At 71.5% G+C, this 15,186-nt stretch carries 14 protein-coding genes; 6 read left to right on the forward strand and 8 right to left on the reverse strand.

Features of this window, described 5'->3' with window-relative positions:
- Positions 1-38 precede the first annotated feature (38 nt).
- Positions 39-845, forward strand: coding sequence for an MIP/aquaporin family protein (locus HD597_RS05690; RefSeq protein WP_253740649.1), 807 nt, complete (start codon positions 39-41; stop codon positions 843-845).
- A gap of 26 nt (positions 846-871) precedes the next feature.
- On the forward strand, positions 872-2,386 hold the full coding sequence (gene glpK, locus HD597_RS05695) for a glycerol kinase GlpK (protein WP_253740650.1): 1,515 nt from the start codon (positions 872-874) through the stop codon (positions 2,384-2,386).
- A 54-nt stretch (positions 2,387-2,440) separates the two neighbouring features.
- On the opposite strand, the gene HD597_RS05700 is transcribed toward glpK, so the two are convergent.
- The 4 genes from HD597_RS05700 to HD597_RS65710 all read right to left on the reverse strand — a co-directional run bounded on the left by HD597_RS05700 (position 2,441) and on the right by HD597_RS65710 (position 7,273).
- Positions 2,441-3,289 carry an ABC transporter permease gene (locus tag HD597_RS05700; RefSeq protein WP_253740651.1) on the reverse strand — a complete coding sequence of 283 codons (849 nt, stop codon included), beginning with the start codon at positions 3,287-3,289 and terminating at the stop codon, positions 2,441-2,443.
- Positions 3,286-6,213: an alpha/beta fold hydrolase gene (locus tag HD597_RS05705; RefSeq protein WP_253740652.1), complete on the reverse strand. Its 2,928-nt coding sequence runs from the start codon at positions 6,211-6,213 to the stop codon at positions 3,286-3,288. Before HD597_RS05705 ends, HD597_RS05700 begins: the two co-directional genes overlap by 4 nt.
- 105 nt (positions 6,214-6,318) lie before the next feature.
- Complete coding sequence (locus HD597_RS05710; RefSeq protein ID WP_253740653.1) at positions 6,319-6,756, reverse strand: nuclear transport factor 2 family protein; 438 nt, start codon at positions 6,754-6,756, stop codon at positions 6,319-6,321.
- Positions 6,757-6,865: 109 nt separating this feature from the next.
- Entirely contained in the window at positions 6,866-7,273 is a 408-nt protein-coding gene (locus HD597_RS65710; RefSeq protein WP_253740654.1) for a PaaI family thioesterase, read from the reverse strand.
- A gap of 121 nt (positions 7,274-7,394) precedes the next feature.
- Between HD597_RS65710 and HD597_RS05720 the strand changes: the two genes are divergently transcribed.
- From HD597_RS05720 to HD597_RS05730, 3 genes are read left to right on the forward strand one after another with little or no spacing between them, the layout of a single operon-like run.
- Positions 7,395-8,687, forward strand: a complete 1,293-nt coding sequence (locus tag HD597_RS05720) for a cytochrome P450 (RefSeq protein ID WP_253740655.1) — start codon at positions 7,395-7,397, stop codon at positions 8,685-8,687.
- Positions 8,688-8,730: 43 nt separating this feature from the next.
- Entirely contained in the window at positions 8,731-9,522 is a 792-nt protein-coding gene (locus HD597_RS05725; RefSeq protein WP_253740656.1) for a class I SAM-dependent methyltransferase, read from the forward strand.
- A gap of 49 nt (positions 9,523-9,571) precedes the next feature.
- Entirely contained in the window at positions 9,572-10,759 is a 1,188-nt protein-coding gene (locus tag HD597_RS05730) for a hypothetical protein (RefSeq protein WP_253740657.1), read from the forward strand.
- 81 nt (positions 10,760-10,840) lie between these two features.
- Here HD597_RS05730 and HD597_RS05735 read toward each other — a convergent pair whose 3' ends face one another.
- Both HD597_RS05735 and HD597_RS05740 read right to left on the reverse strand, forming a co-directional pair.
- Positions 10,841-11,872, reverse strand: a complete 1,032-nt coding sequence (locus HD597_RS05735) for a CopD family protein (protein ID WP_253740658.1) — start codon at positions 11,870-11,872, stop codon at positions 10,841-10,843.
- On the reverse strand, positions 11,869-12,573 hold the full coding sequence (locus tag HD597_RS05740; protein ID WP_253740659.1) for a copper resistance CopC family protein: 705 nt from the start codon (positions 12,571-12,573) through the stop codon (positions 11,869-11,871). Before HD597_RS05740 ends, HD597_RS05735 begins: the two co-directional genes overlap by 4 nt.
- Positions 12,574-12,624: 51 nt before the next feature.
- Between HD597_RS05740 and HD597_RS05745 the strand changes: the two genes are divergently transcribed.
- On the forward strand, positions 12,625-13,395 hold the full coding sequence (locus HD597_RS05745; RefSeq protein ID WP_253740660.1) for a class I SAM-dependent methyltransferase: 771 nt from the start codon (positions 12,625-12,627) through the stop codon (positions 13,393-13,395).
- On the opposite strand, the gene HD597_RS05750 is transcribed toward HD597_RS05745, so the two are convergent.
- On the reverse strand, positions 13,352-14,341 hold the full coding sequence (locus tag HD597_RS05750; RefSeq protein WP_253740662.1) for an AurF N-oxygenase family protein: 990 nt from the start codon (positions 14,339-14,341) through the stop codon (positions 13,352-13,354). The genes HD597_RS05745 and HD597_RS05750 overlap by 44 nt on opposite strands.
- A 76-nt stretch (positions 14,342-14,417) precedes the next feature.
- The gene (locus HD597_RS05755) at positions 14,418-15,017 is read right to left on the reverse strand and encodes a TetR/AcrR family transcriptional regulator (RefSeq protein WP_253740663.1); all 600 of its coding nucleotides are present in this window, start codon (positions 15,015-15,017) and stop codon (positions 14,418-14,420) included.
- Positions 15,018-15,186: the final 169 nt, after the last annotated feature.

Below are 15,186 nucleotides of genomic sequence, written 5' to 3' on the forward strand. Positions count from 1 at the left end.
CAGGGAATGCACACAACGCCGCGTTAAGGAGGTGACCGGTGGCCGGACGTCCCGCCCGCAGAAGACTGACGGGAGAGCTCGTCGCCGAGTTCGCGGGAACGATGGTGCTCATCCTGTTCGGCGCCGGCGTCGTCGCCCAGGTCGTCGCCGCCCAGCTCGGCGACCACGACAGCATCGCCTGGGCGTGGGGGATCGGCGTGATGCTCGGCGTCTACGTCGCCGGCCGCACCACGGGCGCGCACCTCAACCCCGCCGTCACGGTGGGCTTCGCCCTCTTCAGGGGCTTCCCCTGGCACAAGGTCCTGCCGTACGCCGTCGCGCAGACCGCCGGAGCGTTCCTCGCCGCGCTCCTCGTGCGCTGGAACTACTCCGAGGTGCTGGCCATGGCCGACCCCGGCCACACGATCAAGACGCAGATCGTCTTCTCCACCCTGCCCGGCAACGGCACCCTGCCGGTGGACCTGTGGGGCGCCCTGCGCGACCAGGTCATCGGCACCGCGATCCTGCTCTTCGTGATCTTCGCCTTGTCCGACACGGCCAACATGGCCCCGAGCGCGAACCTGGGGCCGTTCGTCATCGGCCTGCTCGTCGTCGGCATCGGCATGTCCTTCGGCACCGACGCGGGCTACGCCATCAACCCGGCGCGCGACTTCGGGCCCCGCCTGGCCAGCTTCCTCACCGGCTACGGCGGCGCGTGGCGGGATCAGTACGGAGACCTCTACTTCTGGGTCCCGATCGTCGGCCCGCTGGTCGGCGGCGTCCTCGGCGCCGGGCTCTACCAGGCGTGCATCGCCCGTTTCCTCCCGCAGGGAGAGGACCGCGACACCGTGAAGCCGTCCGACTGAGGACCTCGAGGAGAGAGCAGAGCACCATGCCGGACTTCGTCGGCGCCGTCGACCAGGGCACCACCAGCACGCGCTTCATGATCTTCGACCACGAGGGCGCCGAGGTCGCCAAGTTCCAGCTCGAACACGAGCAGATCCTGCCCAGGGCCGGCTGGGTCGAGCACAACCCGATCGAGATCTGGACCAGGACCGCCGCCGTCATCCAGACCACGCTGCAACGCACCGGCCTGCACGACACCGACCTGGCCGCTCTCGGCGTCACCAACCAGCGCGAGACCACGGTCGTGTGGAACCCGCGCACCGGCCGCCCGTACTACAACGCCATCGTGTGGCAGGACACCCGCACCGACCGCATCGCCGCCGCCCTCGACCAGGACGAGCGCGGCCAGGTCATCCGCGACAGGACCGGCCTGCGGCCCGAGGCCTACTTCTCCGGCGGCAAGATCCAGTGGATCCTCGAGAACGTGTCCGGCGTCCGCGAGGCCGTCGACCGCGGCGAGGCCGTCTTCGGCAACACCGACACCTGGACCCTGTGGAACCTCACCGGCGGCGTCAACGGCGGCGTGCACATCACCGACGTCACCAACGCCAGCCGCACCATGCTGATGGACCTCGACACCCTCGACTGGGACGACGAGCTGCTGTCGTACTTCGGCATCCCCCGCGCCATGCTCCCGGAGATCCGCCCGTCCGCCGACCCCTCCGGCTACGGCACCACCGCCCGGTTCGGCCCCCTCGGCGGCGAGGTGCCGATCACCGCCATCCTCGGCGACCAGCAGGCCGCCACCGTCGGCCAGGTCTGCTTCTCGCCCGGCGAGGCCAAGAACACCTACGGCACCGGCAACTTCCTGCTGCTCAACACCGGCACCGACCGCGTACGCTCCCAGAGCGGCCTGCTCACCACCGTGGCCTACAAGTTCGGCGACCAGCCCGCCGTGTACGCGCTGGAAGGCTCCATCGCGGTCACCGGCTCGGCCGTGCAGTGGCTGCGCGACCAGCTCCACATCATCACCTCCGCGGGCCAGAGCGAGACGCTGGCCCGCCAGGTGGCCGACTCCGGGGGCGTGTACTTCGTGCCCGCCTTCTCCGGCCTGTTCGCGCCGTACTGGCGTGCCGACGCCCGCGGCGCCATCGTCGGCCTGTCCCGCTACAACACCGACGCCCACCTCGCCCGCGCCACGCTGGAGGCCATCTGCTACCAGAGCCGCGACGTCGTCGAGGCCATGCAGCGGGACTCGGGGGTCGTGCTCGACGTGCTCAAGGTGGACGGCGGCGTCACCGCCAACGACCTGTGCATGCAGCTCCAGTCCGACATCCTGGGCGTGCCGGTCAGCCGCCCCGTCGTCGCCGAGACCACGGCGCTAGGCGCCGCGTACGCCGCCGGGCTGGCGGTCGGCTATTGGAAGGACACCGCCGAGCTGCGCGCGCACTGGGCGGAGTCGCGCCGCTGGAACCCGGCGTGGAACGAGGAGCGGCGCGAGAAGGCGTACGCGGGCTGGAAGAAGGCCGTCACCAAGGCCTTCGACTGGACCACCGACTGACCTCCCGAGGCAGCCGGCCACCTCGTGGCCGGCCGCCTCCCGAGGCGGTGGTTGCTAGCTGACCACGTCCTTGCGGCGGAAGCGCCGGAACGCCACCGCGATCAGGATCGCCGCGTACGTGATCGACACGGAGGCGCCCTTCGCCATCCCGCTCCAGTCCAGCTCGGGCACCAGGGCGTCGGTCCAGGCGGTGTTCCAGAACGTGGGCAGGAACTCGCGCAGCACCCCCAGCGCCTCGACCGCCTGAAGGATGGTGGAGACGATCCACAGCCCGACCGCCCCGCCCACCGCGCCGAGCGGGGAGTCGGTCATGGTCGAGATGAGGAACGCCAGGGCCGCCACCACGAGCTGGCTGACCAGCGCGTACCCGATCACGATGCCGAAGCGCGGCAGCACGTCGAGCGCCGGGATGGTCTCGCCCGTGCCGGGCACCGTGATGTCGTCCCAGCCGAACGCCAGCGTGCCCGCGAGCAGCCCCATCAGCGGCAGGCAGATCACCGCCGCCGCCGAGTAGCCGAGCGCCACGACCAGCTTCTGCCGCAGCAGCCGGTCGCGCGGGATCGGCGCCGCCAGCAGGTACCGCAGCGACGACCAGTTGGCCTCGCTCGCCACGGTGTCGCCGCAGAACAGCGCGACCGCCACCACGAGCAGGAAGCTCGCCGACACCGACAGGACGAACGCGGCGAAGTTGAGGCCGCTCTGCGTCGCCAGATCCGACATGCGCAGCGCCGACTGGCCCTGCGAGCTCGACTGCGGCCCGATCTGGAACGCGATCACCAGGATCCACGGCAGCGCCAGCAGCAGCGCGAACATGCCCAGCGTGCGCCGCCGCTTGAACTGCCTGACGATCTCCACCCGCAACGGCAGCGTGCGGTTCGGCGCGTAGCCGCTCGCGGCGGTCATGACTTGTCTCCGATGAGGTCGAGGAACACGTCTTCCAGGCGCGGCCCGTGCCCGTTGGCGACGGTGGCGGCCGAGCTCAGCAGCCGCGACACGGGACCGGCCGAGACCAGCCGCCCGCGCTGCATGACCACCACATGGCTGCAGGTCTGCTCCACCTCGGCCAGCATGTGGCTGGACACGATCACGGTACGGCCGTCGCGCGCGTACCGCTTGAGCACCTCCCGCATCTCGCGGATCTGGGGCGGGTCGAGCCCGTTCGTGGGCTCGTCGAGCACCAGCAGGTCCGGGAGCCCGAGCATGGCCTGCGCGATGGCCAGCCGCTGGCGCATGCCCTGCGAGTACGTGCGTACGGCACGGTCGAGCGCCTTGCCCAGGTCCGCGATCTCCAGCGCCTCGTCGAAGTGCGCGTCGGCCACGGGGCGGCCGGTGGCGGCCCAGTACAGTGCGATGTTGTCGCGCCCCGACAGGTGCGGCAGGAAGCCCGGCCCCTCGACGAACGAGCCCAGCCTGGACAGCACCGGCGCGCCCGGGGTCACCTGCTCGCCGAAGATGCGGATCTCGCCGGCGTCCGGCCGGATGAGGCCCATCATCATCCGCATCGTCGTCGTCTTGCCCGCGCCGTTGGGGCCGAGCAGGCCCAGCACCTGGCCGCGCTCGACCCGGAACGACAGGTCGTCGACGGCCAGCTCACCGTTGCGGTACGCCTTCGTCAGACCGCTGATCTCCAGCGGCACCTCGGCCCCGCCACGGCCGTGGGAGGACGCGCCGTCACCGGTGGAGCCGGAGACGCCATCTCTGGGGTCGAGGGCACCGGAGCTACCGCCACCGCTCGTGCCGGCGCTTCCGATGCCGGCACGGTCACCGCTGCCGTCTTCCGTCCCGTGGAAGGCGGCGGCGTCGAGTGCGCCTTCGGCCGTGACGTCGTCGGCGGTGGCGTCATGGGCGGTGGCGTCATGGGCGGTGCCGTTGGCGGAGGGCGTGAGGAGCGGGGTGTCCGTCGTGACCGGCGGCACGCTCCGGGCCAGGCCGGCCTGCCGGCGGCGGGAGGTGGTGCGGCCCGTGGCCAGGAGGATCGCGGCGATCACCACGGCGGACAGCGGCATCGCCCACACCCACCAGGCCACCCCGGTCGGAGCCGCGGCCAGCGTGCCCACCGTGGGCACGCTGACGGCGGGGGAGACCAGCGAGACCTTGAAGGCGGCGGGCTGCGCGGGGGTGGCGAAGCCCATGTCGGTCGTGGTCACGACCAGGCGGAGCCGGTGCCCGACGGCGAAGCGGTGGTCCACGGCGGGCAGGGTGACGGTGGCCTCCGCGCTGCCCGCGCCCTCCGGGATCGTCACCCGGACGGGCGCCACCAGCCCGGCCGGCAACGTGGGCAGCTGGGTGTCGTCCGCCACGTCGTACAGCTTCGCGAACAGCGTCGCCTCGCCCTTCCCCGTCACCTTGATCTTGACGGTGGGGCTGCCGGTGAGCTGCAGCGGCGCGCTGAGCGGGCCGGACTCGAACGCGGCGCTCTGGCCCGGCATGTCGATCGAGACCCCGCCGGTGTTCTGGCCGCCCAGCAGCCCGCCGATGCCCGGCACGGTCGAGATCGACGCAGGGGCGCCGCCGGGCGGGTTGACGATGTTCTGCTCGGGGCCGTTCAGCGCGACGGTGGTGGTGCCGGTGCCCGCGAGGCCGGGGTAGGAGGCGGCCTCCGGGTGGAGCCGGATGCGCTGGCGGGTGCCGGGGTCGCGCCCGCCGTCACGCGTCACCGTGAACGCGCTCACCGGCGGCGCGGCCTGCCCGGAGCCCTCGCCCTTGAGATAGCGCGCGAACCAGGCCGCCGACTGGTCGAAGAGCCAGTCGGCCTCGCCGTTGCCGCCGTCGTGCCCGCCGTCGAACCAGGCCAGGCTCACCGGCGTGCCCGCCGCGGCGATGGCCTTGGCGTTGGCGTCGGCGTGGCCGAGGGGGAACAGCGAGTCGCGCTGGCCCTGGATGAGCAGGGTCGGAGCCTTGATCCGGCCCGCGACGGTGATCGGGCTGGACCTGCGCAGCAGCGCGACGGCCTCCGGCGTGGCCCGGCCGTCCTCGGCGACCTGCTGGTAGATGTCGCAGATCGCGGGCAGGAACCTGCCGCACCGCGCCTGCTCCTCCGTCACCGGACCCGCCGCCGCCTCCCTGCGGCCCAGCAGCGACGTGGCGTCCAGCGAAACGCCCTGACCGAAGAAGATCCCGGCCCACATGCGCTTGAAGACGCCGCTGGCGCCGGCGGCACCCGCCGCGCCGGCCTCGGCGCTCGTGCCGGCGCTCGTGCTTGTGCCGGCGTCCGTGCTTGTGCCGGCGTCCGTGCTCGTAGTGGTCTCAGTGCTCGGGACGGCGGGCTGTGCGGCGGCGTTGGGGAAGAGGGCGTCGGCCAGGTCGGACCAGGTGATCTGCGGCACGATCGCGTCGACCCGCTGGTCGTGGGCCGCCGTCATCAAGGCGATGGCCCCGCCGTACGAGCCGCCCGCGATGCCCACGCGCGGGTCGCCCGAGGCGTCGAGCCGGACGTCCGGCCGCTTGGCGAGCCAGTCGATGAGCTGCTTGACGTCCTTGACCTCGTAGTCGGGCGAGTTGAGCGCGATCTGCCCGGTCGAGCGCCCGAAGCCGCGAGCCGACCAGGTCAGCACGGCATAGCCCTGCTGGGCGAGGCGGACCGCCTGGTCGCGCATGCTCTGCTTGCTGCCGCCGAAACCGTGGGCGAGCAGCACGGCAGGCGCCTTCCCCCCGTCAGGGGGCGGGAAGAACGTCGTATCGAGCTCGACCCGTTGGTCGTCGGCTGGTCCGTCGACGACGGTTATTCGCTGGTCCTGGCCCCGCACCTCCGGAGCCGACGGCCACACGAGCCACGTCGTCACCCCGATGAGGGCGAGTGCCGCAACCACGGCGGCCACACGCTTCATGCGGCGAGCCTACTTTCCGCACCTGAGAGATCGCTGAGACGCACTCCCGGCGGGACCTGCCGAAAGGCGGGACGGGTGGATCACGGAGTCTGCCAGGGCCGCTCATCACGAGGCCTGCTGATCCGGGGTGGCGGCCTCGGAGTGCGCCCGGGCCACGGCGAGGCTGTCCTCGTAGATGTGGTAGCGGGCGATCCGGCCGTCGGCGACGGTGAGCCGCAGGGCGAACGCGGAGGTGTAGGGCCGGCCCGTGGCCGCGACGGTCTGCGTGAACTGGCCGAACACGACCGCGTCGTCGCCGTCGACCAGGATCCGCGTGACGACGGTGTCGTTGAGCTCGGGCACGTGGTACTTCCGCAGCGCGCGGAAGAGATCCGCCGCGTCACTGCGGCTGGAACGGGGACGGATCCACGGCACCGCCGGATGCCCCTCGGCCGGCCAGTTGTAGAGCCAGTCGCACTCCTCGGCGAACAGCTCGGCGGCCCGGTCGGCGTCGCCCTCACCGATCCGGCGAAGCAGCTCCTGCACCGTGTCCAGAGTCGTCATGATTCGTCCCCCAAATCCGTTATGGCGGTGTCTGCACTCGTCAGTCTCCTCGAATCGGTGCGGTCTGGCGATTACCTGAGAGATAAGGGGGACGGCTATCGGGGCGCGGTCAACCCATGATCGCGTAGACCGTCGTGGCGTGGGCGGCCGTCTCCGCGCTGCCCTCGGCCGTGAGGGTGATCTCGGTGAAGGCCAGCGTACGCCCCAGCTTCGTGATGCGCACGTCGAGCAGGACGTCCTTGCCCACCACCGGCCGCTGGAACGTCGTGGCCTGCTGCACCGTGGTCATCGGCACGAACCCGCCCCGCGCCGAGGAGACGGCCAGCACCGTGGCCGTGTCGGCCGCCGCCATCATGGCCTGCCCGCACAGCCCGCCGCCCTCCCTGGCCAGCTCGTCGGACCAGGGCAGCCGCACGATCGCGTGACGGTCGCCCACCTCCTCCACCCGGAGGCCGAGCTGCTGGATCCAGGGGGCGAAGTATTCCTGGAGAATCGCCTCTGCGTCTTCTGGAGTCACGGGCTCATCATGCACGCTGGACGGGGTGTGCGAGAGGCCGAGCCCGGAGCCTGTGGACAAGTCGCCGCGGTCCGGGGCCGGCTGTGGATGACCGTCCGGACCATGGGAGGCGAAAGACGGAATGTCGGCGACGCATGACGGTCACGCAGCAGGCCGGTCTCCGGTCGAGATCTTCACTCCGTCCACCTACGACACGGCCGTCCCGTACGACCTGTTCGCCCGCCTCAGGGAGGAATCTCCCGTCCGCTGGATCCCCGAGCCGCCCATCGGCCCCTGGCGCGAGGGTTCCGGCTTCTGGGCGGTGTTCAGGCACGCCGACGTCAAGCACGTGCTCCGCACCCCACAAGACTTCTCCTCCCGCCTCGGCGCCACCCAGATCCGCGACCCCGACACCTCCGCCGACCTGCGCTTCGTCCAGGCCCAGATGCTGAACATGGACCCGCCGGACCACTCCAGGCTGCGCCGGATCGTGGCGGCCGCGTTCACCCCGCGCGCCGTACGGGCGCTGGAGCGCACGATCGCCGAGCGGGCGGCGGCGCTGTTCGAGGAGGGCGAGTGCGACTTCGTGGAGGTGGCCGCAGACCTGCCCGTGTGGACGCTGGCCCACGTCATGGGCGTTCCCGCGCAGGACAGGCGGCTGTTGTACGACTGGGCGTCACGCGTGATCGGCTACCAGGACGACGACTACGCGGGCCTGTCCACGGCGGACGTCGCATCCCTCACCCCCGTCGGGCGCCTGGCGCTCGCGGCCCGGCCCGAGCTCGGGCCGGGCGTCAACCCGCGTTCGAGGGCCGCGCTGGGCGACATGTTCGCCTACGCCCACGCCCTGGCGCGGACGCCCGTGGACGGCGAGTCCATCATGGCCGCGATGCGCGAGGGCGGCCTGACGGAGGAGGAGTTCGAGAACATGTTCTTCCTCTTCGCCGTCGCCGGCAACGAGACCCTGCGCAACGGCATCCCCGGCGGCCTGCTCACCCTGCTCCAGCACCCCGCCGAGCTGGCCCGCCTGCGCGCCGACCCGTCCCTGCTGGACTGCGCGATCGAGGAGATGCTGCGCTTCTGGCCTCCGGTCATGCACTTCAGGCGGACGGCGGCGCGCGAGGTCACCCTCGCCGGCCAGGCCGTCCGCGCAGGTGACAAGGTCGTGGTCTACCACGCCTCCGCCAACCGAGACCCGTCCGTCTTCCCCGCCCCCGACCGCTTCGACCTCGCCCGCACCCCGAACGACCACGTCAGCTTCGGTTTCGGCCCGCACTTCTGCCTCGGCGCGCACCTGGCCCGCGCCCAGTTCCGCTCCGTCTTCCGCGAGCTGCTGACCTGGGACGTCGAGCTCGCCGGCAGCCCGCGCCGCCTCACCTCCAACTTCCAGAACGGGCTCAAGCACCTGCCGGTACGCCTGCGCCGCCGGCCGTGAAACGCGTGGAAACAGGCGGCGCCTCCTGCCTAGGATCACCCGCATGGTCGACTACCTGCGCATCAACCTGGCCAACTGGAACGCGCGCGTCCCCGTCCACCTCGACAGCGACTTCTACGACGTGGCGGGCTTCAAGGCGGGCGGCAGCGCGCTGCGGGAGTTCGAGCTGGCCGAGGTGGGCGACGTGGCCGGCCGCAGCCTGGCGCACCTGCAGTGCCACCTCGGCCTCGACACCCTCTCCTGGGCCAGGCTCGGCGCCGAGGTGACCGGCCTCGACTTCTCCGACGCCGCCATCGAGCAGGCCAGGAGCATCGCGGCCGAGTGCGGCGTCCCGGCCAGGTTCGTGACGGCCGACGTCTACGACGCGCCCCGGGCGCTCGGCGAGACCTACGACATCGTCTACACCGGCATCGGCGCCCTGGTGTGGCTGCCCGACCTGACCCGCTGGGCCGAGACGGTCGCCGCCCTGCTGAAGCCCGGCGGTTTCCTGTACCTCGCGGAGTTCCACCCGTTCACCAACGTCCTGGACGACGACACCGGCACCCGGGTCACCCACGACTACTTCGACCGCAAGCCCCAGATCTGGGACTACCCCTCCAGCTACACCGGCGGCCAGAGCCTCGAACACCAGACCTCCGTGCAGTTCGAGCACGGGCTCGGCGACGTCGTCAGCGCCGTCGCAGCGGCCGGCCTGCGCCTGGAGTTCCTGCACGAGCACGATCACACGCTGTTCCGCCGCTTCACCGACCTGGTGGAGGCCGGCGGCTGCTACCGCCGCCCGGAAGGCGTTCCGAGGGTTCCTCTCATGTACTCCCTGCGGGCATGGGCGAAGTAGGGCCCCGCGATCGGGCCGTACGGGGCAGATGACCGTAAGATTCTCTGCCGTGAAGTCTCCAGCATCGTTCAAGAGGGCCGCCGCCTGGGCCCTGCCCTACTGGACTCGCGGCGAGGCGGGCCGCGAAACTCCGCAAGACCTGTTCAGGGTGCTCTATTTCGGCTGGCTGGCGGCGTTCACGCTCAAGGTGCTCGGCTCGGCCTGGGACGTCTCGTGGCACTTCAAGTGGCTGCGTGACGACCTCGCCCCGCCGCACCTGCTCAACTCCGCCGGCACGGTCATCGCCGTCGCCCTCACCCTGATCCACGGCTACACCGGGTACGGCGTCGACAAGATGGCGCTGCGGCTCATCCAGTGGGGCACGGGGATCTTCCTCATCGCGGTGCCGCTCGACCTGATCAACCACCGCGTCAACGGGCTCGACATCACCTCGTGGAGCCCGTCGCACATCCTGCTCTACGTTGGAACGTTCTTCATGATCGCGGGCGTCATCCGCGGCTGGTTCCTGGGGGCCCGGCAGGGGCGCGAGCGCGTGGTCGTGCTCGGCGCCTTCTTCGCGTTCTTCCTGGAGAACATGCACTTCCCCGAGCAGCACCAGGAGTACGGCATCCTGTCGCTCGGCGCGTGGGACAACCGCGCGACCTACGCCGAGCCGATCCTGCTGGAGTTCGCCGCCGACCAGATGGGGCGGCCGATCGACCGCACGATGATGGCCGGGTTCACGCTGCCCGTGCCCGACTACCTGTACCCGGTCTACGCCGTGGTGGGGGTGCTGTCGGTGCTGGTCGCGGCCAGGCTGCTGGTCGGCAGGTTCGGCGCGGCCACGCTCGTCGCGGGCGGCTACGTGCTGTTCAGGACGCTGATCTGGCCGCTGCTGACCTTCACCGGGTTCCCGCCGTCGGCGGTGCCGTTCTTCATGGTCGCCGCCGGGCTGCTGGTGGACCTGGCGTTCCTGGTGCGGATGCCGGTCGTGCGCGCGGTGCTCGGCGCGGCCGGGGTGACGGCGGTCACGTACGGCGCGCTGGTGGCGCAGAGCGCGATCATGGGCCCGGTGTACGGCGCGATCAAGGGCCAGGAGGGCCTGCTGGGAGCGCCCCCGCCGGCCACGCCGTCGGCGGTGTGGGCCGGGCTGGGCCTGCTCGCCGCCTGGCTGGCCATCGAGTGGGTCGCGGGCAGGCGCAGGCCCCAGCCGGCGGGGGCCACGCCGCTCCCGGTCGTCGCGCCCGCCACGCCGTAGCGAGCCCAAGGGCCGGCAGCCGTTCCGGCACCGGCCCTCAGCCGCCTTCCCGACCGCAGCCGGCCGTACGTGGGGGGTGGTTCAGGCGATGGAGGCGCGGGTGATCGCCACCGCCACCCCGTACGCCAGCCCCATCACCCCGACCTCGGCCGCCGCCCACCCGACCAGGGCGGTGGCCCCGCCGCGGCGGATGACGGGCAGCAGCCGGAAGCGGATGTGCGCCGCCAGCGGCACCAGCAACGCGACCAGCGCCGTCTTGACCACGACCAGCACCCCGTAGTGGCTGGTCACGATGGCGTCGGGCAGGGTCACGCCGGGCGTGAGCGCCATCGTGCCCAGCCCGGTGACGAGCCCGGACAGCGCCACCAGCAGCAGGCAGACGGTGGCCATCCTGGAGAACTTGGGCAGCACCACGGCCAGCAGGTCACGGTGCGGCGCCAGGAACACGGCCGTGGCCACCAGCCCGCCCGTCCACGCCGCCGCCCCCATGACGTGGATCTCCATCGAGATCATGATGGGGTCGTGCCAGACGGAGTTGACCGCGTGGCCGGTGACGGGGATGGGCAGCAGCCCGAACAGCGCCACGATGATCCGCAGCTCGGCCGGGACCTTCTCGCCGAACCGCACCGCCATCAGCCCGATCCCGGCTGCCGCCAGCGCGCACGCCGCGCTGAACAGCAGCCCCTGGCCCGTGCCGACACTGCCGACATATCCGGCGATCAACCCGAACGTCGGCACGGCGCCGGGATTCAGCTCGGCGGTGTGGAAGACGATCGTGAGCAGCGCGCAGATCGCCCAGGCCCAGGCGGCCATCACGGCCAGCGGGCGCACCCTGAGCATCACCGGCTCCGTACGCTCCGGCATGCCGAAGCCGAGCAGCTTGGGCAGCAGGCTGAGCCCGACCACGGCCACGGCGGCCACGTCGAGCAGCACCCGCACGATCGGCAGCCCGACCGACACGACCGGGCCGGGCATGGGAATGCCGGGCACCGACTCCTGGGCGGTGAACGAGCTGGCCGCCACGGCCGCGACGACCGCGCACACGCCGAACGCGCCGGCCACCAGCCGCCCGCCGGCCCGCTGCCGCGGCAGCGGAGGAGCGACGACGGTCACGCGCCCGCCCCCTCACGACGCCCCGCCACCCCGGCGCCCTCACCCGCGGCCACGCCCTCGGCCACCGTCGAGCTTCCGGCCTGAGCCCCCACCCCGGCGCCCTCGCCGGAGGCGGAGTCCGTGCCGGGGGTGGAGTCCGTGCCCGAGGTGGGGTCCGTGCCGGAGGCGGCGCGCCCGGCCGGGGCGGCGCGGCGCAGGGCGACCGCCGTCCCGGCCGCGAGCACCAGCAGCGCCCCCACGATCCACACCACGGCCATCCCGGCCCCGCCGTTGGCCGCCGCCTCGGCGGCCTCGGCGCTGGAACCGCCCGCCGCGACCCCCGCCGCCACCCCGGCCGCATCCGCGGCCAGCCTGAAGCTGATCTTCCCGGTGACCGGATGCCCGTCGGCCGACAGGATCCGGTAACCCACCACGTACGACCCACCGGCCGGCAGCGGCTTGACCTTCACGGAGACGCGCTCGGCCGCGACCACGGCGCTCCCGTCGGCCCACGCCGACCCGTCCGCGCCCGTCACGCCCACCTGCGCGTACCCCTGACGCACCGCCTGGTCGAACACCAGCGTCACCTGCGAGGGCGAGGCCGTCAGCGTGGCCCCGTCCTCCGGGTCGCTGCCGATCAGCACGTTGTGCGCCTGGGCCGGGGAGTACGTGACCCCCACGGCGGCGAACGCGAGCAGCAGGACCGTGAGTAGCCGCCTCACAGATCAGAACCTTCCATAAAACACGTTGCGGACCCGTATATGGTCCCATCCATGGAAGACCTGTTCGGCGGCGCGGCACCGTATTACGCGAAGTACCGCACGAGACCGGGTGATCCGGCGATCGAGCACCTGGCCATGACGTTCGGCGGCGACAGCGTCGTCCTGGACCTGGGGTGCGGCCCCGGCACCATCGCCATCCCGCTGAGCAGGCGGGTCCGTGAGGTGCTCGCGGTCGATCCCGACGAGGAGATGCTCGCCGAGGGCAGGCGCCTGGCCGCGCGGGAGCGGAACATCCGCTGGATCAACGCCGACTCGACGGCGCTGCGCGAGCTCCCCGCGTTCGACCACGTCGTCATGGGCAGGTCGTTCCACTGGATGGACCGCCGCGCGGTGCTGGCGGAGCTGGACGAGCTGCTGCCCCCGCACGGCGTCGTGGCCCTCGTCGGGCCGACCCGCGAGCCTCGTGAGGAGCCCTGGGAGCCGGTCACCCGCCGGGTGCGCGACCAGTTCGGCGTCAACACCTTCAGCGCGTCCAGCTCCTTCCAGGCCACCGGCGAGCACCACGACGACGTGCTGGCCACCTCGCCGTTCAGCGTCCTCGACCGGGCCCACTACGAGGAGCGCCAGGTGTACGGCCTCGACGCCGTGATCGGGCTGCAGCTCTCGTACTCCTACTCGGCCCCCGCCCGCCTCGGCGACCGGCTGGCGGCCTTCAAGGAGGAGGCCAGGCGGCAGTTGCTGGCGGCGAACCCGTCGGGCCGCTGGGAGCTGGAGTCGATCACCGAGGTGCTGACGGCGCGGCGGCCTCCCAGATCCCCATGACCTGCCAGACGCGCCGGGTGAGCGGGTTGATCAGCCCGATCTCGGCGCACAGCTCGCGCGTCTTGCCCACCGAGTCGCGGATCTCCTGCCGGGCGGCGGGGTTGCGCAGGTAGACCTCGGCCACCACGCTCGCCGGGATCCGGAAGCGCCGGATCATCGGCCCGGGCGGCGCCAGCATGATCCGGGCCATGACGCCGAGGATGATCGGCGAGGCGATGCCCAGCAGCAGCCTGCGGTAGGCGGGCATGCGCGGCACCCGGTTGCGCAGGTAGTGCCGGGCGAAGGAGATGTGCCTGGCCTCCTCCGCGATGTGGATGCGCATGATCGTCTCTTCCAGGGGGTGGTGCACCCGGCCGTCCTTGAGCAGCCGGCGCTGCACGTGGTCGATCGGGTCCTCGCCGCCCAGCACGAAGACGAAGAACAGCTCGGTCGAGATGAGCGGGATCCAGGGCGCCACCTGGGCGACCACCGAGAGCGGCCCCGGCATGCCGCGGATGGGGAGCCCGGTACGGTTCACGAACTCCTGGAACATCATCCCGTGATGCGCCTCTTCGGTGGTCTCGTGGTAGACGTACCGGAACTCCGGGGACCCGTTCGGCAGCCGGTAGGCGTAGTTGAGCAGCCCGCGCTTGAGCAGGTTCTCGAACTGCAGCCCGACCTTCATGGCCGTCGCCACCCGCCACAGGCCGATCCGCGCGCGCACCTCGGGGGAGCGGCTGAGGTACCAGGGGTGCCCGCCGAGGCGGTCCACCCCGGGCAGCTCCCAGCGCGGATCGGTCTGGTCCACGTGGAACTCCGGGTCGTCCCACGGGATGTCCCGGTACGGCTCCCAGTGCTTGTCCACCGACGCCTTCGAGAGGCGTTCGATGACCGCTCGGTACGCGCTGCGGCTCGCGACCTGTTCGTCGCGTTCCCTGGCGGCGGTAGAGCTCGGTGCGGATGACATCGCGTGCACTCCTCTCCTCGCCCAGTAATTGTACGGAGAATCCAATAAGACTGGGGAGGGTGAGGTTCGCGGCATTTCACAGCTTCTCCGAAGGCACCCCCAGCTCGTTCGCCGCCGCCGAGCGGATCAGCACGTTGACCCGGCGCCGTGACAACACCTTGGGATGGGCGTGCGTCTGGACCGCCAGCCCGTCGATGAGCGCGAACAGCCGCCACGTCGTCGCGTCGGGGTCGGGGCACTCGAACTCGCCGCACGCCACGCCGGCCTCGATGATGCCGCGCATCAGCGTGCGGCCCCTGGCGTCGATCCGCCGCGAGGTCTCCTCCAACTCGTCGCTGCGCATCGCCTCGGACCAGGCGTCGATCCACAACCGCCAGCCCTCCGTGGGGATCGCGGGGGAGCAGAGCCGCAGCAGGGAGCGCAGGCGGTCGATGGGCGTGCCCGCCGACTGCTCGACGTCGGTCAGCGCGTTGAGATGCTGACGGGCGGCGTAGCTGAACGCCATGGCGAACAGCCGCTCCTTGGTCTCGAAGTGGTAGAAGAGCAGCGCCTGGCTGACTCCGGCGGCCCTGGCGATGTCCAGGGTCCTGGTGTGCCCGAATCCCTGCTCCGCGATCACCTCGCAGGCCGTTTTCAGCAAATCCTCGCGCCGTAATCGGCTGAAACCTGTTGTCACAGCGAGTAACTCTAACTTCTGATCACTAGTATTTATAGGACAAACCGGGCGTGATCTGTTCTGGTATGAGGAACCCGGGCACAATCCGGCTTACCCGTTCACCGACAGTCACGTTGATCATGGTAGCCGCGTTTACCCGAACGCGCTTCGGCCGGGGTCCCGCAAACCC

Source organism: Nonomuraea thailandensis (genome assembly GCF_024172165.1).
GTDB lineage: Bacteria > Actinomycetota > Actinomycetes > Streptosporangiales > Streptosporangiaceae > Nonomuraea > Nonomuraea thailandensis.

What these genes read in the sequence shown, in the direction of transcription:
- HD597_RS05720 (WP_253740655.1), top strand. Translation starts at nt 7,395, where the DNA reads ATGTCGGCGACGCATGACGGTCACGCAGCAGGCCGGTCTCCGGTCGAG.
- HD597_RS05750 (WP_253740662.1), bottom strand. Translation starts at nt 14,341, where the DNA reads ATGTCATCCGCACCGAGCTCTACCGCCGCCAGGGAACGCGACGAACAG.
- HD597_RS05710 (WP_253740653.1), bottom strand. Translation starts at nt 6,756, where the DNA reads ATGACGACTCTGGACACGGTGCAGGAGCTGCTTCGCCGGATCGGTGAG.
- HD597_RS05700 (WP_253740651.1), bottom strand. Translation starts at nt 3,289, where the DNA reads ATGACCGCCGCGAGCGGCTACGCGCCGAACCGCACGCTGCCGTTGCGG.
- HD597_RS05725 (WP_253740656.1), top strand. Translation starts at nt 8,731, where the DNA reads ATGGTCGACTACCTGCGCATCAACCTGGCCAACTGGAACGCGCGCGTC.
- HD597_RS05745 (WP_253740660.1), top strand. Translation starts at nt 12,625, where the DNA reads ATGGAAGACCTGTTCGGCGGCGCGGCACCGTATTACGCGAAGTACCGC.
- HD597_RS05705 (WP_253740652.1), bottom strand. Translation starts at nt 6,213, where the DNA reads ATGAAGCGTGTGGCCGCCGTGGTTGCGGCACTCGCCCTCATCGGGGTG.
- glpK (WP_253740650.1), top strand. Translation starts at nt 872, where the DNA reads ATGCCGGACTTCGTCGGCGCCGTCGACCAGGGCACCACCAGCACGCGC.